Origin of the sequence: Ancylobacter sp. WKF20 (genome assembly GCF_029760895.1) — a bacterium.
Taxonomy (GTDB): Bacteria; Pseudomonadota; Alphaproteobacteria; order Rhizobiales; family Xanthobacteraceae; genus Ancylobacter.
The window spans coordinates 2,453,768-2,476,811 of record NZ_CP121679.1 but is presented as its reverse complement, the minus strand read 5'-3'; the positions used below and the strand labels follow the sequence as shown (position 1 = coordinate 2,476,811).

The window sequence follows — 23,044 nt, the reverse complement described above, 5'->3', positions numbered from 1 at the left end:
GTCCTCAGCGCGGCAGAACCGTCGCGCCCATCAGGAAGGTGTCGATGGAGGCGGCGGCCTGCCGGCCCTCGCGGATCGCCCACACGACCAGCGACTGGCCGCGCCGCATGTCGCCGGCGGCGAACAGCTTCGGCACGCTGGTCGCGTAGTCGAGCTCGGTCGCCGCGACATTGCCGCGCTTGTCGAGACCGAGGCCGGACTGCTCCAGCATCCCCTCGCGCACCGGATGCGCGAAGCCGAGCGCGATGAAGACGAGGTCCGCCTTGATGAGGAACTCGGTGCCGGGAATGGGCTGGCGCTTGGCATCGACGCGGGCGCACTTCACCGCGGTGACGTGGCCCTTCTTGCCTTCGATGGCGAGGGTCGCGGCGGCGAATTCGCGGTCGGCGCCCTCGGCCTGGCTGGTGGAGGTGCGGAACTTGGTCGGCCAATACGGCCACACGGCCAGCTTGTCTTCCTTCAGCGGCGGCACCGCGCGGATGTCGAGCTGGTGAACGGAAAGCGCGCCCTGGCGGAAGGAGGTGCCGACGCAGTCGGACGCCGTGTCGCCACCGCCGATGACCACGACATGCTTGCCGGCGGCGAGGATCGGGGTCTCGCGGCTCACATCCTCACGGCCGATGCGGCGGTTCTGCTGCACCAGATAGGGCATGGCGTAATGCACGCCTTCCAGCTCCTGGCCGGGCAGGCCGGGATTGCGCGGGGATTCCGAGCCGCCGCACATCAGCACCGCGTCATACTGCGCGAGCAGTTCGTCGAGCGGCTTGGTAACGCCGACATTCACCCCGTAATGGAAGGTGACGCCCTCGGCCTCCATCTGCGCCACGCGGCGGTCGATGTAGTGCTTCTCCATCTTGAAGTCCGGGATGCCGTAGCGCAGCAGGCCGCCGGCCTTGGGCTCGCGCTCGAACACATGGACATCGTGGCCGGTGCGGGCGAGCTGCTGGGCGGCCGCAAGACCGGCCGGGCCGGAGCCGACGATGGCGACGGTCTTGCCGGTGCGGGTCGAGGGCGGCTCGGGCTTCACCCAGCCGGCCTTCCACGCCTTGTCGGCGATGGCCTGTTCGACCGTCTTGATGGTGACGGGCACGTCTTCCAGGTTCAGCGTGCAGGCTTCCTCGCAGGGCGCGGGGCAGATGCGGCCGGTGAATTCCGGGAAGTTGTTGGTCGAGTGGAGGTTGCGCGCGGCTTCCTCCCAGTTCCCGTTATAGACGAGGTCGTTCCAGTCCGGGATCTGGTTGTGCACCGGGCAGCCATTCGGCCCATGGCAGAACGGCACGCCGCAATCCATGCAGCGCGAGGCCTGGTTGGCGACTTCCGCATCCGGCAGCGGCAGGGTGAACTCGCGGAAATGGCGAATGCGGTCGGACGCCGGCTGATACTTCGCCTCGCGCCGATCGATCTCGAGAAAGCCCGTAACCTTACCCATTGCGCCCTCTTTCGCGGAGCACCGCCACCCTGGAGGCGTTCTAGCCCCCGGTGCAGATACATCAAACGTGCCAGTTGGAAAATGACGGCGCGGCACACGGCCGCGCCACGACGACGGTCGTGGCCCGTTGTCGGGGCCTTCCCTGCCGCTCCCGCGGGAGGGGGCAGGCGGCTATTCGGCCGCCTGCAGGCCGCGGGCTTTCTCCATCTCGCGCAGCGCCCGCTGATACTCGACCGGCATGACCTTGACGAACTTGGAGCGGTACTCGGTCCAGTTGTCGAGAATGGTCTGCGCCCGCTGCGAGCCCGTGTAGTGCAGGTGCTTGGCGATGAGCTGGTGGAGGCGCTCCTCGTCGTGGTGGCCCATATCCGCCATGATGTCGATGCGGCCCTTGAATTCCAGGTCGCCACCATGGTGGTGCAGGCGTTCCAGCAGGTCTTCCTCTTCCTCGACCGGCTCGAGATCGACCATGGAGAGGTTGCAGCGGTTCTTGAAGCTGCCGTCCTCGTCCAGCACATAGGCCACGCCGCCGGACATGCCGGCCGCGAAATTGCGCCCGGTCTGGCCGATGACGACGACCACGCCGCCGGTCATGTACTCGCACCCATGGTCGCCCGTGCCCTCGACCACCGCGATGGCGCCCGAGTTGCGGACGGCAAAGCGTTCGCCGGCAACGCCGTGGAAGTAGACCTCGCCGGAGGTCGCGCCGTAGAGCACGGTGTTGCCGACGATGATCGAGTTCTCCGGCACGATGCCGGTATTGTCCGCCGGACGCACCACGATGCGCCCGCCCGAGAGGCCCTTGCCGACATAGTCGTTGGCTTCGCCGACCAGCGTCATCGAAACGCCGGTGGCGAGGAAGGCGCCGAAGGCCTGGCCGGCGGTGCCGGTCAGATGGATGTCGATCGTGTCGTCCGGCAGGCCGGTGTCGCCATAGCGCTTGGCCACCTCGCCCGAGAGCATCGCACCGACGGAGCGGTTGATGCTCTTGATCTGGCTGTGGATGACCACCTTCTCCCCGCTCTCCAGCGCCGGCATGGCCTGGTGGATCAGGGTGCGGTCCAGCACGTGCTGGATCGGGTGGTTCTGCCGCTCGGTATGACGGATCGCGACGTCGGGACCGACCTCCGGCTTGGCGAAGACGCGGCTGAAGTCGAGACCCTTGGCCTTCCAGTGCTCGATCGCCTCGCGCTGGTCGAGCCAGTCGGAACGGCCGATCAGCTCGTTGAAGCTGGCGATGCCCATCGAGGCCATGATCTCCCGCACTTCCTCGGCGACGAAGAAGAAGTAGTTGATCACATGCTCCGGCGTGCCCTTGAAGCGCTTGCGCAGGACGGGATCCTGCGTCGCCACGCCCACTGGGCAGGTGTTCAGGTGGCACTTGCGCATCATGATGCAGCCGGCCGCGATGAGCGGGGCGGTGGAGAAGGCGAAGTCATCCGCGCCGAGCAGCGCGCCGATCACCACGTCGCGCCCGGTGCGCAGGCCGCCGTCGACCTGCAGGGCGATGCGCCCGCGCAGATTGTTCAGCACCAGCGTCTGATGCGCCTCGGCGAGGCCCATCTCCCACGGGCTGCCGGCATGCTTGATGGCGGTGAGCGGCGAAGCGCCCGTGCCACCCTCGAAGCCGGAGATGGTGATGTGGTCGGCACGCGCCTTGGCGACGCCGGCCGCGACCGTGCCCACGCCGACCTCGGAAACCAGCTTCACCGAGATGTCGGCTTCCGGGTTGACGTTCTTCAGGTCGTAGATGAGCTGCGCCAGATCCTCGATCGAGTAGATGTCGTGGTGCGGCGGCGGCGAGATGAGGCCGACGCCGGGGGTCGAGTGGCGCACCTTGGCAATCACCGCATCGACCTTGTGGCCGGGCAACTGGCCGCCTTCACCGGGCTTGGCACCCTGCGCCATCTTGATCTGGATCATGTCGGCATTGACGAGATAGTCCGCCGTCACGCCGAAGCGGCCGGAGGCCACCTGCTTGATCGCCGAGCGCATGGAGTCGCCATTGGCCAGCGGCTTGAAGCGCGTGGCTTCCTCGCCGCCCTCGCCGGTGTTCGACTTGCCGCCGATCCGGTTCATGGCGATGGCGAGCGTGGTGTGCGCCTCGCGCGAGATCGAGCCGAAGGACATGGCGCCGGTAACGAAGCGCTTGACGATGTCCACCGCCGGCTCGACATCCTCGAGCGGGATCGGCGCGCGGCCGAGCTCGCCCGCTTCGCGGATGCGGAACAGCGAACGCACGTTCAGCGTCTTGGCGCCGGCCTCGTTCACCAGCTGGGCGAAGTGGCGGTACTTGTCCTGCGCATTGCCGCGCACGGCGTGCTGCAGCACCGCGACCGTCTCCGGATCCCAGGCATGCTCTTCGCCGCGCAGGCGGAAGGCGTAGTCGCCGCCGACATCGAGCGTGGTGCGGTATACCGGCGCGTCGCCAAAGGCGTCGCGATGGCGCATCGCCGTCTCCTCGGCGATCTCGGCGAGACCGATGCCGCCGATCGAGGAGGCGGTGCCGGAGAAGTACTTGGCGATCACCTCGGTGGAGAGGCCAACCGCGTCGAAGATCTGCGCGCCGCAATAGGACTGGTAGGTCGAGATGCCCATCTTGGACATGACCTTGAGCAGACCCTTGTCGATCGACTTGATGTAGCGCTTGACGATCTCGTACTCGTCCACCTCCTCGGGGATGTCGACGCGCATGTCGATCATCGTCTCGAAGGCGAGATAGGGGTTGATCGCCTCGGCGCCGTAGCCGGCCAGACAGGCGAAGTGATGCACTTCGCGCGCCTCACCCGTCTCCACCACGAGACCGACCGAGGTGCGCAGCCCCTTGCGGATCAGGTGGTGGTGCACGCTCGCGGTCGCCAGCAGCGAGGGAATCGGGATCCGGTCCGGCCCGACCAGGCGGTCGGACAGGATGATGATGTTGTAGCCACCATGCACCGCCGCCTCGGCGCGCTCGCACAGGCGCTCGACCGCGTCCTCCATGCCTGCCGCGCCCTTGTCGGACGGGTAGGTGATGTCGAGCGTGCGGGTGTCGAACCGCTCCTCCATGAAGCCGATGGAGCGGATCTTCTCCAGATCACCATTGGTCAGGATGGGCTGGCGCACTTCGAGCCGCTTGCGGCGCGAATTGCCTTCGAGGTCGAAGATGTTCGGCCGCGGCCCGATGAAGGAGACGAGGCTCATCACCAGCTCCTCTCGGATCGGATCGATCGGCGGGTTGGTGACCTGGGCGAAGTTCTGCTTGAAATAGGTGAAGAGCGACTTGGAACGCTTGGACAGCGGCGAGATGGGCGTGTCGGTGCCCATGGAGCCGACCGCCTCCTGCCCGGTGGTCGCCATCGGCGCCATCAGCAGCTTGAGGTCTTCCTGCGTGTAGCCGAAAGCCTGCTGGCGATCGAGCAGCGACACGTCGGTGCGCACCTCGCGCGCCTCGACGGGACGCAGCTCCTCCAGCACGAGCTGGGTGCGCTTCAGCCACTCCTTATAGGGATGCGCCTTGGCGAGGGTGGTCTTCACCTCCTCGTCCGGCACGAGGCGGCCCTCCTCAAGGTCGACCAGCAGCATCTTGCCCGGCTGCAGGCGCCACTTGGTGACGATCTGGTCCTCGGGGAAGGTGAGCACGCCCATTTCCGACGCCAGCACGATCTTGTCGTCGCGGGTGACGAGATAGCGCGCCGGGCGCAGGCCGTTACGGTCGAGCGTCGCGACGATCTGGCGCCCGTCGGTGGCGACGATAGCGGCCGGCCCGTCCCACGGCTCCATCATGGCGGCGTGGTACTCGTAGAAGGCGCGGCGTTCCTCGTTCATCAGCGGGTTGCCGGCCCACGCTTCGGGCACGAGCATCATCGCCGCATGCGGCAGCTCGTAGCCGCCCTGAATGAGGAATTCGAGCGCGTTGTCGAAGCAGGCGGTGTCCGACTGGCCCTCATAGGAGATCGGCCAGAGCTTGGAGATGTCGTTGCCGAACAGCTCGCTGTCGACGGAGGCCTGGCGGGCCGCCATCCAGTTCACGTTGCCGCGCAGCGTGTTGATCTCGCCGTTATGGGCGACCATCCGGTAGGGATGGGCCAGCGACCAGGCCGGGAAGGTGTTGGTCGAGAAGCGCTGGTGAACGAGGGCGACGGCGCTCTCGAACATCGGGTCGTGTAGGTCGGCATAATAGGCGCCGAGCTGGTCGGCGTTGAACATGCCCTTGTAGACGATGGTGCGGCAGGACAGCGACACGACGTAATAGCCGGCCGTGCGCGGGTCCTTGGCGTCATAGACCGCGTTGGAGACGACCTTGCGCAGGATGAACAGCCGGCGCTCGAACTCGTCCTCGCTATGGGTCTGCTCGCCCCGGCCGATGAAGACCTGGATGTGCTTGGGCTCGGTCGGCAGCACGGTGTGGCCGAGCGAGGTGTTGTCGGTAGGCACGTCGCGCCAGCCGAGCAGCACCTGGCCTTCTTCGGCGACCACGCGCTCGAAGGTCTCGCGGACGATCTGCTGGCCTTCCACATCCTGCGGCAGGAAGACATGGCCGACGGCGTACTGGCCGGGCTCGGGCAGGCCGAAGCCGAGCTTGGCCGCTTCCTTGGCGAAGAAGCGATGCGGGATCTGCACCAGCATGCCGGCGCCGTCGCCGGCGCGCGGGTCCGCGCCCACCGCGCCGCGATGTTCGAGGTTCAGGAGGATGCGCAGGCCGTCCTGCACGATCTCGTGCGACTTGCGGCCCTTGATGTCGGCGATGAAGCCGACGCCGCAGGAATCCTTCTCGTTGCGCGGGTCATAGAGACCCTGCGCGACCGGAAGGCCCGGGTCGATGTGGGAAATGGCTTTCGCAGCGGCGCGATCCGTCGCGGCCGGACGAACCGATGCCTCGCTGATCATGCGCGCGGCGACGCCGCCAAGTTCCTCACTCATCCCCGTATCTCCCTTCGGGTCGTGCTTCGGCGTGCCGGATGCTTTCCGTTCCCGCGGGGCGCTCCCCCCGCGAAGATGCTCGCCGTTCTCAAATGACGCGCGTTTCGGCCCGCCCCGCGTCGCATCCTGCGCAGCCGAGCGGCGACCTCATCCCATTATAGGACAGCATAGCTTCCCTATCAATCGCGAAGATGCCAGAATTGCTGTCCGCGCACAAGCGCCGTGACATAGCCGATCCCGGCGATTTTTGCGACTTGTTGCGGAGCAGCCCCCGTCCGACGAAAGGAACGGTAAGGCGACGTGATTCCCGGCGCAATGCTCTTGCCCGTGATCGGGTGCCACTGATCCGCCGGTTTCGGCTGGGTGTGGCGTCTGCGAGCCTCGCGCAAGCCTCGCTGTGGCAGGCTGGCGCGGCGTGCCGTTACCGGGGGCTGGGCGGCTTCGTCCTGCCCTTGCCGTATTCGCGCGCTGTTATGCCGCTTCGGAACGATCCCTTCGGAGGCTTCCATGCCCGCCCTTCCGGCCCGTGTCGCCCGGCTCCGCTCGCGGCACCTGCTCGCGGCTGCCGCTCTCCTCGTCACCGCCGCCCCGGCGGCGGCGCAGTCCTATGATCGGCCTTACGGCCGGCCATATGTGCAGCCCTATATCGACCTGGACCTCAACGCCTACAGCCAGCCGGGCCCCGCCGACTACAATGCGCCGCCCGTCGCCCTGCCGCCGCAGGATGTGGAGCCGATGCTGCGCTCTATGGGCATGAGCAATGTCGGGCGCGTGCGGGCGGGCAGCAACATCTACGCGGTCGATGCCACTGATCCGCGCGGCATGCGCCAGCGCGTGCGCATCGACGCCATGAGCGGACGCATCATCTCGATGATTCCGATCGGGCCGGATGCCAGCGCCACCGGCTATGGCGCACCGCCGCCCGGCAATGGCGGCTGGAACCCGCCGCCGGCCGCACTGAATGTGCCGAGCGGCATGGGCGGCGTGGTCGGCCGCCAAGTCGCCCCGCAAGTGGCGCAACCCCTAGCGCTTCCGGCCCAGCCGCCGCTGCCGCCCACGCGCCAGCCGGAATTCGCCGCCGTTCCGCCGGCCGGGCAGGGGCCCATGGCGCCCTCCGCCGTGCCGCAGGGGCCGGATACGGACGATTCGGTGGACGAGGTCGATACCGGCCCCGGCGCCTATAATCCGCCGTCCTCTCCGCCCCCCACGACCCTACCGGCCAATCCGCCGGCCGCCGCCGCCCCGGCGCCCGCCCAGGCTCCGGCTCCCGCCGTCGCCAATGGTCCGATCCGGGTCATTCCCGGCGTTGCCGTGCCGCCCGGCACTGCGCCATCCGGCGCGGCGGCGGGCGTGGGCACGGGCGTCGGCACGGGCGCGCCTGACGGCTCCGCCGGCACCGCCTCGGTCATCGCCCGCGATGGCGGAGGGACGACGCCGGCGCCGGCGCCCTGATCCCCGTCAAAAACAAAGCGCCCCGGTCTCCCGGGGCGCCGACTTATCGGAAGAGAGCGCGGTCGAGCCGCGCTCGACGTCGCGGAGCGTCACGCCGCCTTGGCGTCGGCGGGCTCGTTCACCTTCGCCTCAAGCACGCGCGGGGTCGCGCTGCTGGCGGCGATCGGGATGCGGCGCGGCTTCATCGCCTCGGGGATTTCCCGCACGAGGTCGACATGGAGCAGGCCATTGGCGAGGCTCGCGCCCCGCACCTCCACATGATCGGCGAGCTGGAAGCGGCGCTCGAAGGCGCGCGCGGCGATGCCCTGATAGAGCACCTCGCCGGGAGCATTGCCCGCGCTCTCGACCTTGCGGTCGCCGCGGATGGCAAGGGTATTTTCCTTCACCTCGATGTCGAGATCCTGATCGGTGAAGCCGGCGACCGCCACGGTGATGCGGTAGGCGTTCTCGCCGGTGCGCTCGATATTATAGGGCGGGTAGGTCGTCGTGCTGTCCACCGTGCCCATCTGGTCGAGCAGGGAGAACAGGCGGTCGAAGCCCACGGTCGAGCGCTGCAGGGGGGTGAAATCAAACGTACGCATAGGCATATCCTCACATTCAAGCGACATGCGATTGATAGGTCCGCTCTCCTGAGCCGGACCCGGTTTGCGTACCGCCATCGGGCCGGTACATCTTCGAGATAGGAAGGCCTTTGGCCGGCGCAAGAGGGGGCGCGCGGGTCGGCGGCCGAAGATGAACGCTGGATGAACGGGGTGCTCCGCCCCGGTTCACGGCTGTTGTTCTAGGTGAGCGAAGGCCCCGGTCGAGAGAGGATGCGCGTGCGCAGGCGATTATCCGCGCGGATCGTGCTTGTGGTCCTGCTCGCCGCCGCGAGCGGGGGGAGCACGCTCGCCCAGGGCTACCCGCCGCCTGGCCCCTATGGCCCGCCTCCCGGTCCGTTCGATCCCTACAACGCACCGCCCGCGCGCGGCGGCGAGGTGGACGACGAGGCGGCGACGCGGATGCTGGCGGCGCGCGGCTTCACCAACATCTCCGTCATCCGCCGTCGGGGGCCGACGCTGCTCATGGAGGCGAACGGGCCGCGCGGGGAACGGGTGCAGCTCATCGTCGATGCCATGTCGGGCGCGATCAACGGCATGAAGGTCATTGGCTTCGGCGACAAGCGCTATTGAACCGGTGATCGCCGCGACTCTCGTGTCCGCTCGTACGGTCGGTTTGTTCCGTCACATGGCTTCGTTATAAGCGCTGCCCAGCGCGCGCGACGTGTGCGCCCGCCTGCTCTCGCCTTCCGGTCTCCCTCGTGCAAGATGCCCGCCTGATGACGCTGTTCAGCACCAAGGACAACCCCGTGCCCGCGGGCGCGCAGACCGGACAGGTCGCCACGGCGGATGGCGTATCGCTGCGCTTCGCCCGCTGGGATCCGGAGGGGCCCGCGCTTGGCACGGTGTGCCTGTTCGCCGGGCGCACCGAGAAGATCGAGAAGTATTTCGAGACGGTGCGCGACCTCATAAAGCGCGGCTTCACGGTCGCCGCGATGGACTGGCGCGGGCAGGGCGGCTCGCAGCGCCTGCTGCGCAACCCGATGAAGGGGCATGTCGAGGACTTCGCGGATTATCAGTACGACCTCGAAGCCTTCATGCGCGAGGTGGTCATCCCGTCCTGTCCGGCGCCGTTCTTCGCGCTCGCCCATTCCATGGGTGCCGCGATTCTTCTCGATTCCGCGCGCGCGGGCGAGCGCATCTTCGACCGCATGTTCCTCGTCGCGCCCATGCTGGAGCTGTCGCTGGTCAAGCATGATGTGGCGGCGCGGCGGCTGGCGCGCGTGCTCACCGGCATTGGCTTTTCGCGCGCCTATGTGCCGCGTGGGCGTCGGGTGCGGCTCAACGAGTTCCATTTCGACGGCAACCGGCTGACCTCGGACCCGGCGCGTTTCGCCCGCAACCTCACCATCACCATGGAGCAGCCGCAGCTCGATGTCGGCCCGCCGACCATTGGCTGGGTGACGGCCGCCTTCGACCTGATGGACCGCTTCGCCGAGCCGCAGACCGCGCGGGCGATCCGTCAGCCGCTGCTGATGGTGGCGGCGGGCGACGACCAGATCGTTTCGACGCCGGCCATTGAGCGTTTCGGCACGCGGCTGATCGCCGGGGCGAGCCTGGTCATTCCCGGCGCGCGGCACGAATTGCTGCAGGAGCGCGACGCCTTCCGCGAGCCGCTGCTCGCCGCCTTCGACGCCTTCATTCCGGGCAGCGCGCGCTAGATCTTTTCCGCGCAGGCGGGACGCCGCTCTCAGCCCTGCTGGAGCACTTTCAGCGCGGCTTCGTGGGTGCGCGGGTCACCGGCCGCGATCACCCGGCCGCTCGACAGGTCATCTGTGCCTTCCCAGCTCGTGACAATGCCGCCCGCGCCGCGAATGACGGGGACAAGCGGCAATATGTCGAACGCCTTGAGGTTGGTCTCGATGACGAGATCGACATGGCCCGCCGCGAGCATGCAATAGGCGTAGCAGTCGCCGCCATAGCGCGGCAGGCGGGCACGCTCCTCCACCGCGCGATAGAGGGCGCGGTCGGCCTCTTCCATCAGCAGCGGCGAGGTGGTGAGCAGGATCGCGTCCTCCAGCGCCGCACAGGGGCGCACGCGCAGGCGCCGCTCCCCGGCCGGGCCGCGATAGCGCGCCGTGGCGCCGTCGCCATAGAAGCGCTCGCCAATGAAGGGCTGGTGCATCATGCCATAGGCTGGCTCGTCCTCACGGCACAGGCCGATCAGCGTGCCCCAGGCGGGCAGGCCGGTGATGAAGGACTTGGTGCCGTCGATCGGGTCGAGCACCCAGACATATTCCGCGTCGAGACCCTCATCGGGGAATTCCTCGCCGCGCACGCCGTGGCTGGGGAAATGGCGGCGGATCAGCGTGCGCATCGCCTGCTCGGCGGCGCGGTCAGCCGCGGTGACCGGATCGAAGGCGCCGCCGCTGTTCTTGTCCTCGACGCCGATGGCGGTGCGGAAGAAGGGCAGGATGGCCTGGCCGGAGACCGTCGCCAGTTCGTGCACGAAAGTCTCGAAATCCACCGCGCCCATGCGCCCCGCTCCCGCTGCCCGCCGGCCGCCCGGCGCTTTCCCGCAACGCATATCGGGCCGCGCCCGGCTCGGCAATTGGCCGGGCGGGGGAGGCATGGGGGTGTGGCAGGGCGCTCTGGGATGATGCGCGTGGAACGCTGAGGTGCGCGCCTCACCTGCTGCGCGCTCAGCGCATGGCTGCCATTCCGACAAGATGAAGGATTGGGCATGCCTATCCGTTGCGCTCGGGCAGTGAAGCTGCCATATTATTGCAGTGCGGTGAGGCGATTGGCGTTGCCCCACCGCCGCCCTCCTTGGGCGTTTCCTCCCTAGACTTGGGCCGCTCCGGCAACGTGAGCGGCCCCTTTCTTTTTATAACCCCTTGAAATCGTTGAATTTTATTTGTCGGCCCAATGAGGGTGCCGAGGGGCTGGGCTTGTGCGTGCGATGCCGTGTGCCGCCGCGCAGTTCCCGCTGCCTACGCTGGGTTGGTCGCTGCCGTCGATGCGCGCACGGGGCGCGATTTGCGTCATTCGCGCTCACGCTCTGGTGAGGTCGGTTTCGTTTCTTTCGTTTGAGCCTTGCTATTTGTGCGATGCACCGGTATATCAACCTCAGTGCCCGGGCGTGATTGGCGTCGCGCCCCGGCCGCCCTTCTTGGGCGTTTCCTCCCTAGACTTGGGCCGCTCCGCTTTCGCGCGAGCGGCCTCTTTCTTTTCAGCCCCTCAAAGCTCACTTACGTGTCCGCTCCCTCGCCGGAGGCGCGCACCTCATTTGCCCGTCATCGGGCACGGTGGCGCTGGGGCGGCGCGTCACTGGTCGCATGAGCGAAGGCGCGGCGCCCGCGCGCGGATTAAGATCGCCGCGCGGGGCTGACCCGGTGCGGGCGCCGAGCGTGGGCTGGTCGCCATTGTAGTGGGAAGGGGCGGCGTAGGGGATGACGCGACTCGGCGTCTCCTGGCTGTCGTGGCCCGAAAGCTCGCCTTGGGCCGAAAACAAGCAAGGCCCGCATCGGGCGTCTCGCGGTTGGCGAGAGGCGGGAAGCGAGCCTTTATGAAGATGTAGCGGTCGCCGGGCGGGCCGTTATCGCGGCAATTTTGTCACACGGCGGAGTTTGCGTATCTGGTATGCCAGAAAGTGGCGGAGGGTGCCTTGATTATTCCGCAATGCACCTACATCTTCCAACTCGTACGCAGCGATTGGCGTCGCTCCGTACTGCCCTCCTTGGGCGTTTCCTCCCTAGACTTGGGCCGCTCTCGCTTCGCGTGGGCGGCCTCTTTCTTTTGTGCCGGGTCGGATGGGTCGCGCCGGCTGTCGCCGATCTTCGTCACATCCGCTTGGCGTTCCCGACACCCTGTCCGGGTGGCTGGTTTTCAGGGCGTTCTGTCCCGGCCGCTTGTCGCGGTCTCGACCCTTTTGGGTGAGGGATGAACTGCCCGGATCCGAGCGTGCAGAATTCGTATAGCTCTCATGTCCAAAATGCAAGGCTGTTATGCGGCCTTTTGCATCACATGATCACATTTTTGTAGTGTTTAGCGTAAGTCTTTGAAGATTCAGCTTATTCCGCCGCCGCCCGGCTCGCCGTCAGCTCCACCTGGGCGATTTTCCCCAGGGCTGCCGCTACCTCGATAAGGTCGGTGCGGACGGTTTCGAAGGCATCGGATGCCCGATAAGTGGGCTCATGCATATAGAGCGCGCGGTTGATCTCGATCTGCACCGCGTGAACGCCCGAGGCCGGGTTGCCGTAATGCTCGGTGATGAAGCCGCCCGCATAGGGCTTGTTGCGCACCACCGAATAGCCCCGCCGGCGCAGCTCATTCTCCAGCACCTCGGCAATCACCGGCGCGCAGCTCGTGCCGTAGCGGTCGCCGATCACCATGTCGATGCGGGAATGGTCCTCGCGCTGGCAGCCGGAGGGCATGGAGTGGCAGTCAACCAGCACCGCCATGCCGAAGCTGCGCTGCAACTGCGTCATGATCTGGCGCAGCGTGCGGTGATAGGGCTTGTAGAGCGTGTCGATGCGGGCGATGGCGTCGTCGATCGGGATGCGCCTTGCATAGATCTCCTGCGCCTCGCCGACGATTCGCGCGATGGTGCCCAGCCCGCCGGAGACGCGCATGGAGCGCGTATTGGCATAGGCCGGCAGGCGCCCCTCGAACATGCGGGGATCGAGCTCATAGGGCTCGCGGTTCACGTCGAGATAGCAGCGCGGGAAATGCGCTCGCATGAACGCCATGCCGAGCTGCGTGACATCGGCGAACAACGCGTCGACCAGCGTGTCCTCCGAGCGGCGCAGCAGCGGCAGATCGAGCCGCGACTGCTCGACGAAGGCGCGCGGATAGACGATGCCGCTATGGGGCGAATTGAACAGGAACGGCAGGGCCGGCTGGGCCGGCATCACGACCTCGAAGGCGGGATCGATGGTTTCGGCAATGACAGCCATCATCTCAAGGACCAGCTCAACCCCGTGTGTCGCCGTGCCGCCCCTCACGGTGATGGCGGTGAGGCCCCAGCGCCTCCAGCGTGCAACAATGCTTCTCTAACATGAGCGTTCCCGGTGCGGAACGAGGAACGCGCCCGCGTGGGCCGCGCGTGAACACGAGCGTGCGAGTCGTGCACAGCCAGCCCTATGATCGCCTTGGCCTGCGCGGGGCTGGGGGAGGTCGCGCGCCTGCCGTTGGCCTGTGGATACGCCCCGCATCCCCTGGCGATTCACGATGTGCTAAGAGCAGAGGGAGTACCGATGAGGCAACAGGCTGCCGGGCGTGCATGCGGGAGAACGCTCCTGCGCCTCCGCCGCGAGTGAACAGGGTGCAAGGGATGCTGAAGATCCTTCTCGCCGAAGACGACAACGATATGCGTCGCTTTCTGGTGAAGGCGCTGGAGAACGCCGGTTACGACGTTGCCTCCTTCGATAATGGCCGCTCGGCCTATGACCGGCTGCGCGAGGAGCCGTTCGAGCTGCTGCTGACCGACATCGTCATGCCGGAGATGGACGGAATCGAGCTGGCGCGCCGCGCGACCGAGCTCGACCCGGACATCAAGGTGATGTTCATCACCGGCTTCGCCGCCGTCGCGCTCAACGCCGACAGCAAGGCGCCGAAGGATGCGAAGGTGCTGTCCAAGCCCTTCCATCTGCGCGATCTCGTCAACGAGGTCGGCAAGATGCTGGCGGCATGATGCTGGCGGCATGATGCTGGCGGCCTGAAACCTGCGGGAGCGGGTGGGGTGAGCGGAACTATCCACATCCCCGCCACGACCGTTTGCAGGACCGCTTGCACAGGCCGGGGCGAATGGATATAGGGAAGCCCCGCTCGCAAGAGACCACGGAATGGGCGCGTAGCTCAGCGGGAGAGCACCTCGTTGACATCGAGGGGGTCACAGGTTCAATCCCTGTCGCGCCCACCATTCCGTAAAACCTCCCCTCCGCGAGACCAAAGGCCCGCCCGGGTGTCCCTTACAGGGCAGGACCTGTTTTCCTTGGTGGCGCGGGCATGATTCCCCTCTGGAAACTGAAGCGCGAGGCGATCCGGCTGGGCCGCAAGGCCAATGCGCTGCCCTGGTATTTCCGTGGGCGCCTGCGCCGCTGGACCTATGATCGCCAGCGCGCCTCCCGCCTCACCGTGACCGAGGGTGCGCAGCCCGCGCGGCCGGAAATGGCGGTGCTGCTGATCTATCAGCCCGCCGGCCTCATCGCCTCGACCTTTCTCACGCTCGACTATTTCGCCGACCACGGCGTCTCCACCGTCGTCGTGTCGAACACCAAGCTGACCCCGGCAGACCGCGCGCGGCTGGCCGCCCGCAGCCATCTCGTCATCGAGCGGCCCAATGTCGGCTACGATTTCGGCGGCTACCGCGAGGGCGTGATGACGCTGCTTGAGCGCGGCGGAAAGCTAGACGCCCTCTATGTCCTCAATGACAGCATCTGGTTTCCGCTTGCCCGCGACAGCGACGCGATGGAGCGCCTGCGCGCCAATGAGGCGGATGTGGTCGGGCTGCTCATGGGCAATGCCGGCAAGCCGTCGCCGGATCATGAGTACATCCAGTCCTATTTCTTCCGCTTCTCCGGCCGGCTGATCGCCCACCCCGACTTCGCCCGCTACTGGCGGGAGATGCCGCTGGTCGACGACAAATATCTGGTCGTCCATCGCTTCGAGCGCTTCGTCTCGCGCCACTTCAAGCAGCGCGGCTTCAAGGTGAGCGCGCTTACCCATTGGAGCGAACTCGCCGACAGCCTCGCCCGGATCGAGGACGAGGCGACGCTGCGGGCGATCTTCACCCATCAGAGCGGCGTCGCGCCCAAGGATTATAACGCCATGGCGGCGCGGCTCGCGGCGGGCGATTCAGCCCGCGCGCTGCGCGACGACCTCGCCCCGCGCGTGGCGAATCACGAGCTTTTCGCCTCCACCGTCCACGCCCATCCGGTGCTGCTGATGGACATGCGGCTCGCCTTCCTCAAGAAGCGCATCGAGGCCCAACATGCGGAGCTGGTGCGTTTCGGGCTGCTGGAGCGGCTCGACCCGGTGATCCAGGCCGAGATCGCCGCCGCCCGGCCGGAGGACAGCGAGCCGGCTGAGTCGGTGTGAGTGCCGGCTATTCCGGCAGGCCTGCCTCCACGAGAATGCCGTTCGATTCGGCCCACCATTTGAAGGCGTTGCTGGCCTCGATGCGGTCCGCGGTCTCGTGCGCGCTCTGCAGCCGGCGGATCATGCCCTCATAGTCGCCCTCGTGAAGCGGATGCGTCTCGGCGAAGAGCAGCGCCGCGTCGAGCGAGGCGATCTCCACCAGCGTGTCGCCATCGCGCAGCGTGAGCGGGGGAATGAGCGCGGAGGAGGGGGCGGCTTCCGTCATGAACTGTCTCCCGGTTGCGCTGGGGCTGACCCAGCGCCGAGCTAATGCGTAGCGCGCATGCCCGTTCCGCCTCCCGCGCTTGACAGGCTGCGTCGGGCCGCCGCTGTCGAAAATCGCGGCGATGAAACTCTTTGCCGATTTCTTCGTTGAGACTGCAATTCCACTTCAACGGGAGGCAGTCATGAACTCGAAGACTATCGCCATCACAGCCGGTGCTGCCGTGCTCGCGGCGGCCTTCATGGTTCCGGTCAGCACGCCGGCCCATGCCACCACCACCACGACCAAGCCGCTGCCGGCGATTGGCAGCTATGAGCAGCGCGATGTGCGCGAACGTGAGCGCGTGCGCCGCCAGCAGGTGCGCCAGAACGCGCATCGCCCGATCTACCAGCCGCTGTTCGGGCCGCTCTATCAGGGCAAGAACTCGCCCGGCCAGCAGGTCAAGCGCGCCTTCGACTGACGCGCGGCGTCCGACAATGACGAACCGGGGGGGGTCCGGGGATCAGGTGCAGCCGGAATTGGCGGGCCTGCCCTCGGGCGCTCCCCAGTCGTTGGAGGGTAAATTATCGTGCGGCGGCTTGAAATATTGCCGCACCATATGAAACCGCGACGGTATGGTCGCGGTCGGGCTGTCATAGTCCAGTATCCAGAAGAAATTATAGTTGTCATCCGGCCAGGTCTTCGGCACCCCGCCGGGCACGCCCTTCACCTGGTCGAGCTTGAGCAACTGGCGCAGTGTCACCTGCTCGCCAGCGAACTCCTTCTCCAGCGCCTCGCTGGCGATGTGGAAATGCTCCCACACCATCACCACCGTGGTGCCGTGCCAGCGCGGATTCTCCAGGAGGTCGGCTACCACCTTGCGATTCTGCGTGTTGATCAGCGCATTGTCGTGCCGGTTGTTATGGATCGGCGTCAGCATCAGCTTGTTGGTGGCGATCTCCATGCCCCAGGCCTTGGCGATCGGCCGCGCGGTCTCCAGCGTGTGCAGGGTGATGGCGAGAATGGCCGCCGGCGGATCCTTGGCGATCAGGCTCATCGGATCGGTGGGCGACAGATACTGATCCGCCAGCGCCTGCGCCCGCTCCTTACCGAGACCGCACAGGCTGGCGGGCGAGAGCTTTTCGCCGTGACGCACGATGACGATGCGCTTGGGCGCCGCGTCGGCGGGCAGGGCGGTTACACCCAGAGCGAGCGCCGCCAGGACCGCCAACCCCGTTTTCATCCATCCACCGCTCATCCTGATCCCCGCTCACGCCCGGCAACGGTGCCAAAATGCCGCTGCCTGCCGGCCCCCGCAAGCATGTGAAGCGGGAACGCATGGGCGTGGGGTGGATTGATAGCGCGTGACGAGGCACGTTATCTGTGCCGACAGGATTTTTCCCCGCCAATGTTGTGCCGAGCAACGTTGCGCCCCGCAACTTGCGCCTTGCCTGGAGTGACCATGCTGCCGCCCGCCTTTGGCCTCGTGCCCCGTTCGCCCGACATGCCTGTCGCCTCCGCCGCGCTTGGCGCGCTGCCGCAATGGGATCTCAGCGACCTCTATCCCGGCATGGAATCGCCCGAGCTGAAAGCCGACCTCGAACGCGCCGACGCTGACTGCACGGCCTTCGAGGAGGCTTATAAGGGCAAGCTCGCCGCCATTCTCGACGGCACCGACGCGGGCGAGCAGATGGCACTGGTCGTCGCCCGCTACGAAGCGATCGAGGATCTGCTCGGCCGGCTCTATTCCTATGCGGGCCTGATCTATTCCGGTGACACCACCGATCCGGTACGCGCCAAGTTCTATGGCGACGTGCAGGAGAAGCTGACCAACGCCTCCACCCATCTGCTGTTCTTCACGCTGGAGCTGAACCGGCTGGATGACGCGAAGATGGAAGCCGCGCTCATTGCTCCCGCCTTCGGCAAGTACCGCCCGTGGATCGAGGATGTGCGGGCGGAAAAGCCCTACCAGCTCGACGACCGCATCGAGCAGCTCTTCCATGAGAAGGGCGTTTCCAGCCGCAGCGCGTGGAACCGGCTGTTCGACGAGACCATCGCGGGCCTGCGTTTCGAGGTGCGCGGCGAGATCCTGCCGCTGGAGCAGACGCTGAACTTCCTCGCCGAAACGGATGAGGAAAAGCGCCGCGATGGCGCGAACGCCCTCGCTAAGGTGTTCCGCGAGAATGTGCGGCTGTTCACCCTTGTCACCAACACGCTGGCCAAGGACAAGGAAATCTCCGACCGCTGGCGCGGCTTCGAGGACATCGCCGACTCCCGCCACCTCGCCAACCGCGTCGAGCGTGAAGTCGTGGACGCGCTGGTCTCCTCCGTCCACGCCGCTTACCCCAAGCTCGCCCACCGCTATTACCGGCTGAAGGCCAAGTGGTTCGGCAAGGACAAGCTGGAATATTGGGACCGCAACGCCCCGCTGCCCAAGGTCGAGACCCGCACCATCGCCTGGGACGAGGCCCGCGACACGGTGCTCGGCGCCTATTCCACCTTCTCCCCGCGCATGGCGGACATCGCCCGCACCTTCTTCGACAAGCGCTGGATCGACGCCGGCGTGCGGCCGGGCAAGGCGACCGGCGCCTTCGCGCACCCGACCGTGCCGTCGGCGCACCCCTATGTGCTCGTGAACTATCTCGGCAAGCCGCGCGACGTGATGACGCTCGCCCATGAGCTTGGCCATGGCGTGCATCAGGTGCTCGCCGCCCCCAATGGCGCGCTGATGGCGCCGACCCCGCTGACGCTGGCCGAGACCGCCTCGGTGTTCGGCGAGATGCTGACCTTCCAGCGCCTGCTCGCCGCCGCCCCCGATGCCCGCGCCCGCAAGGCGATGCTGGCCTCGAAGGTGGAGGACATGATCAACACCGTGGTGCGGCAGATCGCCTTCTACACCTTCGAGCGCCGCATCCACACCGAGCGCAAGAATGGCGAGCTGACCGCCGACCGCATCAGCGAGATCTGGATGGAGGTGCAGAGCGAGAGCCTGGGCGATGCCATCCATCTCGGGCCCGGCTATGAGAATTACTGGGTCTATATCGGCCACTTCATCCATTCGCCGTTCTATGTCTACGCCTATGCGTTCGGCGACTGCCTGGTGAACTCGCTCTACGCGGTTTACGAGAACGCGACGGACGGCTTTGCCGAGCGTTACCTTTCCATGCTGGCGGCCGGTGGCACCAAGCATCATTCGGAGCTCTTGAAGCCCTTCGGCCTCGACGCCCGCGACCCGGCCTTCTGGCAGACCGGCCTCACCCTCATCGAGCGCATGATCGGTGAGCTGGAGGCGATGGAAGACTGAGCCGGGGACGCACGTCCTTCGGCTCTCCTGCCGCCTCATCCCCGGGCGTGACCCGGGGATCCCCCCTGTGGAAGACGCTTAAAGCCGGACCTTCAGGCGGACCGAGCCGATCTGGTTGAGATAGCCGGAGGGGCTGGCCTGCATGTCGTAATTGATGCCGAGGCTGAAATTCTCCGTCACCGGAGAGGCAAGGCCGACGCCGCCGGTGAACAGCCAGCGCGACACGTTCGGGCCAGTGGTGACGAAGGGATCGCCGCCGCCGGCGAAGCTCGCCGTCACCGCGCTCGCCGTGTCCAGCGTGTTGTAGCCGGCCGAGCCGCGGGCGGTGAGGTCGAGGCTGTCCGTCAGCCGGTAGCGCAGCGCCAGCTCGGCACTGAGGATCAGCTCCTGATAGGCGTCGGAATCGACGGAGAGGTCGAGCGGGCCCGCGCCGCTCTCGTCATAGCTGCCGGAACTCACGGTCATGTAATCCAGCCGCACGCCGGGCGTCAGCGTCAGCGCGTCGGAAACCGCATAGGCCTTGTGCAGCCCGGCCCCGAGCCCGAGCACGAGGCTCTGATAGCTCGCCTCCGCGACGCTCCCCATGAAGGCGATGCTGCGGCTGGTCGAGGTGTCCACCACCCCGGCATTGGCGGCGAAGGTGAGGTTGAGGCCGGGGCTCAGCTCATGCGCGCCATAGAGCCCGAACACATAGGACTGAAGGTCGGCGGAGCCTTCCGCGAGGCTCGCCGTATCGATGTCGGTGCTCGCCTCCAGCGAGGTCGAGGCGAAGGCGAACAGTGCCCCGAGGCGCGTCGCCGAGCCGAAGACGCGGTCGGCGCCGGTGGCGAAACCGCCGCCGCTCATCGTGTAGCCGGGCACGCCGTCCACCGCGTTCTGGCGGCCGGCGCCCCCGAGCGGCTGCACCCAGACCTGGCTGTCGGGTGCGGCGTCGACATCGGCGAGCCGGTCGGCCACCACCTGCCCGATCATGCGCTGGGTGTTGGCGGTGGCCTGCGCCGCCGCGCCGGAGAGCACCGGCACGGTCTGGCTCAGCGCCCCCGACAGCGCGCTGCCCGAGAGGTTGTTGAGCACGCTGGTGACCGGCGCCATCGCCCCGATCAGACCGTCCGGTGTGCCCGCCACGGCGTACAGCACCTCGGCGGCACCGATCGCCGAGACGGTCCCGGTCGCCTCCGCCGTTTCCTGATAGGGTCGCACGACCTGCGTGAAGGTGATGTCGCCGGTGAACAGCGCCGAGGAATCATAGGTGCCGAGAAGCATCTGCGCGGTGGAAGGATCGCCCTCGATGCCGCCATAGAGGCTCAGCAACTGGCTGCTGGCGTCGGTGATGTTGAACAGCACGCGCCCCTGCGGGGTGATCGAGCCGAGCAGGGTGAACTGCGTGCCGTCGGGCCTGAGGCCAATGCCCCAGAAATAGCCGCTCTTGTAGCCGGTGATGATGAAGGTGCCCGGCGCGCTGGTGCCGAAGGCATCGGGGCTGACGATCCGCCAGGGCGTCCCCTCGCTCCACGCCCATTGCGGCGAGAGATTGCTCGGCACCGCCTGAGGCGCTGGCGGGGTGAAGGTCGCGGGATCATAGGGCGCCATATTGGCCCAGTGGCTGACCATCGGGTCGCTGCCGATGATCATCTGCATCTCCATGGTCATGACGCCGCCGACCTCCTGCATCACGCCGAGGCCGATCGTGTTCGATCCGCCCGAGGTCGAGGTGAAGACGATGCTCACCTCTCCCGACGGCGTCACCGTCCCCTGCATGGTCAAGGTCGAGGTGCTGATGACCGGGCCGAACGCCAGCGTGCCCGTGCTGATCCCGGTGAACACGCCATTCACCGAGGGGCCGATCGCCCACAGCGTCTGGTCGCCGATCGGCAGCGGGTTGGCGAAATTGTCCGGGGGCGCGGCATAGGCCAGCATCTGCGGCACGGTGACGTACCAGTTCGAGTTGCTGATGACCGGATCCCAGATCGACTGGCCCAAGGCGCCCCCGCTCAGGCTCGTGCTGGCGATCAGCGCCACAACACCCGCCGTAACATGCCTCACCATGAAGCCCCGCCCCTGTCGATCCTGCCCGCGCGAGCGCGATTCCCTTTGCCCCGCACGCGCGCAATTCACTACAGGTGGGCGGATCTCATCAATGACGATTTTTGGACGTAACTGAAGTATCCGGCCTCGTCGCATGGGAAGACCGCCGCGGATGCTTGATAACTCTGCGGCAGATCGCTTGTCCTTGGTGCCGCGTTGCCTCCCGCCGGGCAAGGGAGCGGCTGTCTCGGTCGTCCGGTCATGCTAGGAGGCGAGTGCAGCGCGTGCCGGCGCGCTGCGTCTGCCGGGGGATTTCGCCGTGCCGCACCGACGCTATGCCTGCCTCGTGCTGGGAATGCACCGCAGCGGCACCTCCGCGCTGGCCCATCTGCTCGCCGAGCTGGGTGCGGACCTGCCACTGCGCCTCAACCCGCCGGGCCCGGACAATCCCGAGGGCTATTTCGAGCCGGCTGCCCTCGTCGCCCTTCATGATCGGCTGTTGGCGGCGGGCGGCAGTGCCTGGTTCGATTTCAAGCCCTTTGCGCTGGGCGCCATACCGGCGGAGGCGGCGCGCGCGCTGCTGGCGGAGATGGCGCAGGTGATCGCGGAGGATTACCCCGACGCCCCGCTCGCGCTCATCAAGGATCCCCGCATGTGCCGCTTCGTGCCGCTAGCGCGCGAGGTGCTCGGCGCGCTCGGCCTGGAGGTCGCGGTGGTCCTGGCCCTGCGCCACCCTTCCGAGGTCGCTGCCTCGCTGGCCCGGCGCGATCCGATGTCCGCGACCTATGCCGGCTTCCTCTGGGCCCGCCATGTCATCGCCGCCGAGCGCGACAGCCGCGACCTGCCGCGTGTCACCGTCGCCTATGCCGATATGATGGCGGACTGGCGGGCCACGGCGGCGCGCATCCGGTCGCTGCCCGGCCCGTGGCGCGTGGAGGATCCCGCCGACGCCCCGCTCAAGGCCGAGCTGCGCCATCATCGCGGGCTCGATGCGGTGGAGACCTTCGGCCCACGCCTTGGCCCACGTTTGGAGGCGCTGCATGAGGCGCTCACCGGGCTCGCCGGGGCGGACGATGCCGCCCAGCACGCCCGCATCGACGCCGCCGCCCGTGCGGTAATGGCCATCGCCACCCGCGAGAGCGATCTGCTGGAGGCGGAGTATCTGCACCGGCGGCTCTCCACCCCCAATCCGCTCTGGGCCTCCACGGACCCGGCGGGCGACCGGGCGGCGCTCGCCCTACTGTTCGATGCGCTGCATCGCGCGCCCGCGCCATGAGCGAGCGGGTCGGGATGTTCGTCGCCGGGGTCCAGAAGGCGGGGACGACGAGCCTCGACGCCTATCTGCGCCAGCATCCCGCCCTCGCTCCGCCCTCGGTGAAGGAGACGCATTTCTTCGACGATGAGGCGCTCACCTGGGAAGACCCGCCCTATGAGCGGCTGCATGCGTTCTACCCGCCGGCTAGAGCGGGGGTGATGCGGTTCGAGGCGACGCCGATCAGCAGCTTCTGGCCGCCGGCGCTTGCCCGCATCCGCCGCTACAATCCGGCGGCGCGGATCATCCTGCTGTTGCGCGACCCGATCGAGCGGGCCTGGTCGCACTGGTCGATGGAGGTGCATCGCGGCACCGAGTCGCTGTCCTTCTCCGACGCCATCACGGTCGGGCGCGCGCGGCTCAAAGGCGCGCCGCTGGGGCCGGCCTGGCGCGACCAGTCCTATGTCGAGCGCGGCTTCTATCTCGGGCAGGTGCGGCGCGCGCTTCTGCTGTTCCCCGACACCCAGCTTCTGTTTCTGGAATCGCGGGCGCTGGCGAGTGACCCCGCCGGCACGCTTTCCCGCATCGCCGCCTTTGCCGGGATCGACGCCTTTCCGCCGGTCACCCCCCTGCGCGAGCGCGCCAACCCCTTGCCGCACAGAGCGCCGGAGCCGCGCGATGTCGCCCATCTGCGCGAATTGTACGCGCGGGATGCCCGCGCGGCGGTGGCGCTCGCCGGCATCGACGCCGCCCATTGGCCGACCTTGGCCGCGGGCTGAGAGCTGCGCCTCGGCCGTTG

The 23,044-nt window shown here is 67.3% G+C and carries 18 protein-coding genes and 1 tRNA gene; 10 read left to right on the top strand and 9 right to left on the bottom strand.

Going from position 1 to position 23,044, the window contains the following annotated elements; genetic code table 11:
* Positions 1–4: 4 nt before the first annotated feature.
* The 3 genes from AncyloWKF20_RS11470 to AncyloWKF20_RS11460 form a co-directional block, all read right to left on the bottom strand.
* Positions 5–1,429, bottom strand: a complete 1,425-nt coding sequence (locus AncyloWKF20_RS11470; RefSeq protein WP_279314201.1) for a glutamate synthase subunit beta — start codon at positions 1,427–1,429, stop codon at positions 5–7.
* A 171-nt stretch (positions 1,430–1,600) separates the two neighbouring features.
* Complete coding sequence (gene gltB / locus AncyloWKF20_RS11465; RefSeq protein WP_347710392.1) at positions 1,601–6,298, bottom strand: glutamate synthase large subunit; 4,698 nt, start codon at positions 6,296–6,298, stop codon at positions 1,601–1,603.
* A gap of 212 nt (positions 6,299–6,510) precedes the next feature.
* On the bottom strand, positions 6,511–6,840 hold the full coding sequence (locus tag AncyloWKF20_RS11460) for a hypothetical protein (RefSeq protein ID WP_279314199.1): 330 nt from the start codon (positions 6,838–6,840) through the stop codon (positions 6,511–6,513).
* Between AncyloWKF20_RS11460 and AncyloWKF20_RS11455 the strand changes: the two genes are divergently transcribed.
* Positions 6,839–7,783 (top strand): hypothetical protein, encoded by a 945-nt coding sequence (locus tag AncyloWKF20_RS11455; protein WP_279314198.1) that lies wholly within the window; start codon positions 6,839–6,841, stop codon positions 7,781–7,783. The genes AncyloWKF20_RS11460 and AncyloWKF20_RS11455 overlap by 2 nt on opposite strands.
* Positions 7,784–7,872: 89 nt before the next feature.
* On the opposite strand, the gene AncyloWKF20_RS11450 is transcribed toward AncyloWKF20_RS11455, so the two are convergent.
* Positions 7,873–8,364 (bottom strand): Hsp20 family protein, encoded by a 492-nt coding sequence (locus AncyloWKF20_RS11450; protein ID WP_279314197.1) that lies wholly within the window; start codon positions 8,362–8,364, stop codon positions 7,873–7,875.
* Positions 8,365–8,634: 270 nt separating this feature from the next.
* Here AncyloWKF20_RS11450 and AncyloWKF20_RS11445 point away from each other — a divergent pair, with 270 nt between their 5' ends.
* Together AncyloWKF20_RS11445 and AncyloWKF20_RS11440 are read left to right on the top strand one after the other, a co-directional pair.
* Positions 8,635–8,955, top strand: coding sequence for a hypothetical protein (locus AncyloWKF20_RS11445; protein WP_279314196.1), 321 nt, complete (start codon positions 8,635–8,637; stop codon positions 8,953–8,955).
* Between the two features lie 146 nt (positions 8,956–9,101).
* Entirely contained in the window at positions 9,102–10,043 is a 942-nt protein-coding gene (locus AncyloWKF20_RS11440; RefSeq protein WP_279314195.1) for an alpha/beta hydrolase, read from the top strand.
* Positions 10,044–10,072: 29 nt separating this feature from the next.
* Here AncyloWKF20_RS11440 and hisN read toward each other — a convergent pair whose 3' ends face one another.
* Positions 10,073–10,858 (bottom strand): histidinol-phosphatase, encoded by a 786-nt coding sequence (hisN, locus tag AncyloWKF20_RS11435; protein WP_279314194.1) that lies wholly within the window; start codon positions 10,856–10,858, stop codon positions 10,073–10,075.
* Between the two features lie 1,537 nt (positions 10,859–12,395).
* On the bottom strand, positions 12,396–13,283 hold the full coding sequence (locus tag AncyloWKF20_RS11430; RefSeq protein ID WP_279314193.1) for an N-formylglutamate amidohydrolase: 888 nt from the start codon (positions 13,281–13,283) through the stop codon (positions 12,396–12,398).
* 374 nt (positions 13,284–13,657) lie between these two features.
* On the opposite strand from AncyloWKF20_RS11430, the gene AncyloWKF20_RS11425 reads away from it, so the two are divergent.
* The 3 genes from AncyloWKF20_RS11425 to AncyloWKF20_RS11415 all read left to right on the top strand — a co-directional run bounded on the left by AncyloWKF20_RS11425 (position 13,658) and on the right by AncyloWKF20_RS11415 (position 15,423).
* Positions 13,658–14,017 carry a response regulator gene (locus AncyloWKF20_RS11425; protein ID WP_267585309.1) on the top strand — a complete coding sequence of 120 codons (360 nt, stop codon included), beginning with the start codon at positions 13,658–13,660 and terminating at the stop codon, positions 14,015–14,017.
* A gap of 153 nt (positions 14,018–14,170) precedes the next feature.
* Positions 14,171–14,245, top strand: a tRNA-Val gene (locus AncyloWKF20_RS11420).
* 86 nt (positions 14,246–14,331) lie between these two features.
* On the top strand, positions 14,332–15,423 hold the full coding sequence (locus AncyloWKF20_RS11415) for a rhamnan synthesis F family protein (protein WP_279314192.1): 1,092 nt from the start codon (positions 14,332–14,334) through the stop codon (positions 15,421–15,423).
* A gap of 7 nt (positions 15,424–15,430) precedes the next feature.
* On the opposite strand, the gene AncyloWKF20_RS11410 is transcribed toward AncyloWKF20_RS11415, so the two are convergent.
* Positions 15,431–15,688: a hypothetical protein gene (locus AncyloWKF20_RS11410; protein WP_279314191.1), complete on the bottom strand. Its 258-nt coding sequence runs from the start codon at positions 15,686–15,688 to the stop codon at positions 15,431–15,433.
* Positions 15,689–15,869: 181 nt separating this feature from the next.
* Between AncyloWKF20_RS11410 and AncyloWKF20_RS11405 the strand changes: the two genes are divergently transcribed.
* Positions 15,870–16,145, top strand: coding sequence for a hypothetical protein (locus AncyloWKF20_RS11405; protein WP_279314190.1), 276 nt, complete (start codon positions 15,870–15,872; stop codon positions 16,143–16,145).
* Between the two features lie 42 nt (positions 16,146–16,187).
* On the opposite strand, the gene AncyloWKF20_RS11400 is transcribed toward AncyloWKF20_RS11405, so the two are convergent.
* Entirely contained in the window at positions 16,188–16,907 is a 720-nt protein-coding gene (locus tag AncyloWKF20_RS11400; protein WP_279314189.1) for a histidine phosphatase family protein, read from the bottom strand.
* A 261-nt stretch (positions 16,908–17,168) separates the two neighbouring features.
* On the opposite strand from AncyloWKF20_RS11400, the gene AncyloWKF20_RS11395 reads away from it, so the two are divergent.
* Positions 17,169–18,968, top strand: a complete 1,800-nt coding sequence (locus tag AncyloWKF20_RS11395) for a M3 family oligoendopeptidase (RefSeq protein WP_279317947.1) — start codon at positions 17,169–17,171, stop codon at positions 18,966–18,968.
* A gap of 78 nt (positions 18,969–19,046) precedes the next feature.
* Here AncyloWKF20_RS11395 and AncyloWKF20_RS11390 read toward each other — a convergent pair whose 3' ends face one another.
* Positions 19,047–21,014 carry an autotransporter outer membrane beta-barrel domain-containing protein gene (locus AncyloWKF20_RS11390; protein ID WP_279314187.1) on the bottom strand — a complete coding sequence of 656 codons (1,968 nt, stop codon included), beginning with the start codon at positions 21,012–21,014 and terminating at the stop codon, positions 19,047–19,049.
* A gap of 298 nt (positions 21,015–21,312) precedes the next feature.
* Here AncyloWKF20_RS11390 and AncyloWKF20_RS11385 point away from each other — a divergent pair, with 298 nt between their 5' ends.
* Together AncyloWKF20_RS11385 and AncyloWKF20_RS11380 are read left to right on the top strand one after the other, a co-directional pair.
* Entirely contained in the window at positions 21,313–22,269 is a 957-nt protein-coding gene (locus AncyloWKF20_RS11385) for a hypothetical protein (protein ID WP_279314186.1), read from the top strand.
* Positions 22,266–23,024: a sulfotransferase gene (locus tag AncyloWKF20_RS11380; protein WP_279314185.1), complete on the top strand. Its 759-nt coding sequence runs from the start codon at positions 22,266–22,268 to the stop codon at positions 23,022–23,024. The genes AncyloWKF20_RS11385 and AncyloWKF20_RS11380 overlap by 4 nt, the downstream gene beginning before the upstream one ends.
* Positions 23,025–23,044 lie beyond the last annotated feature (20 nt).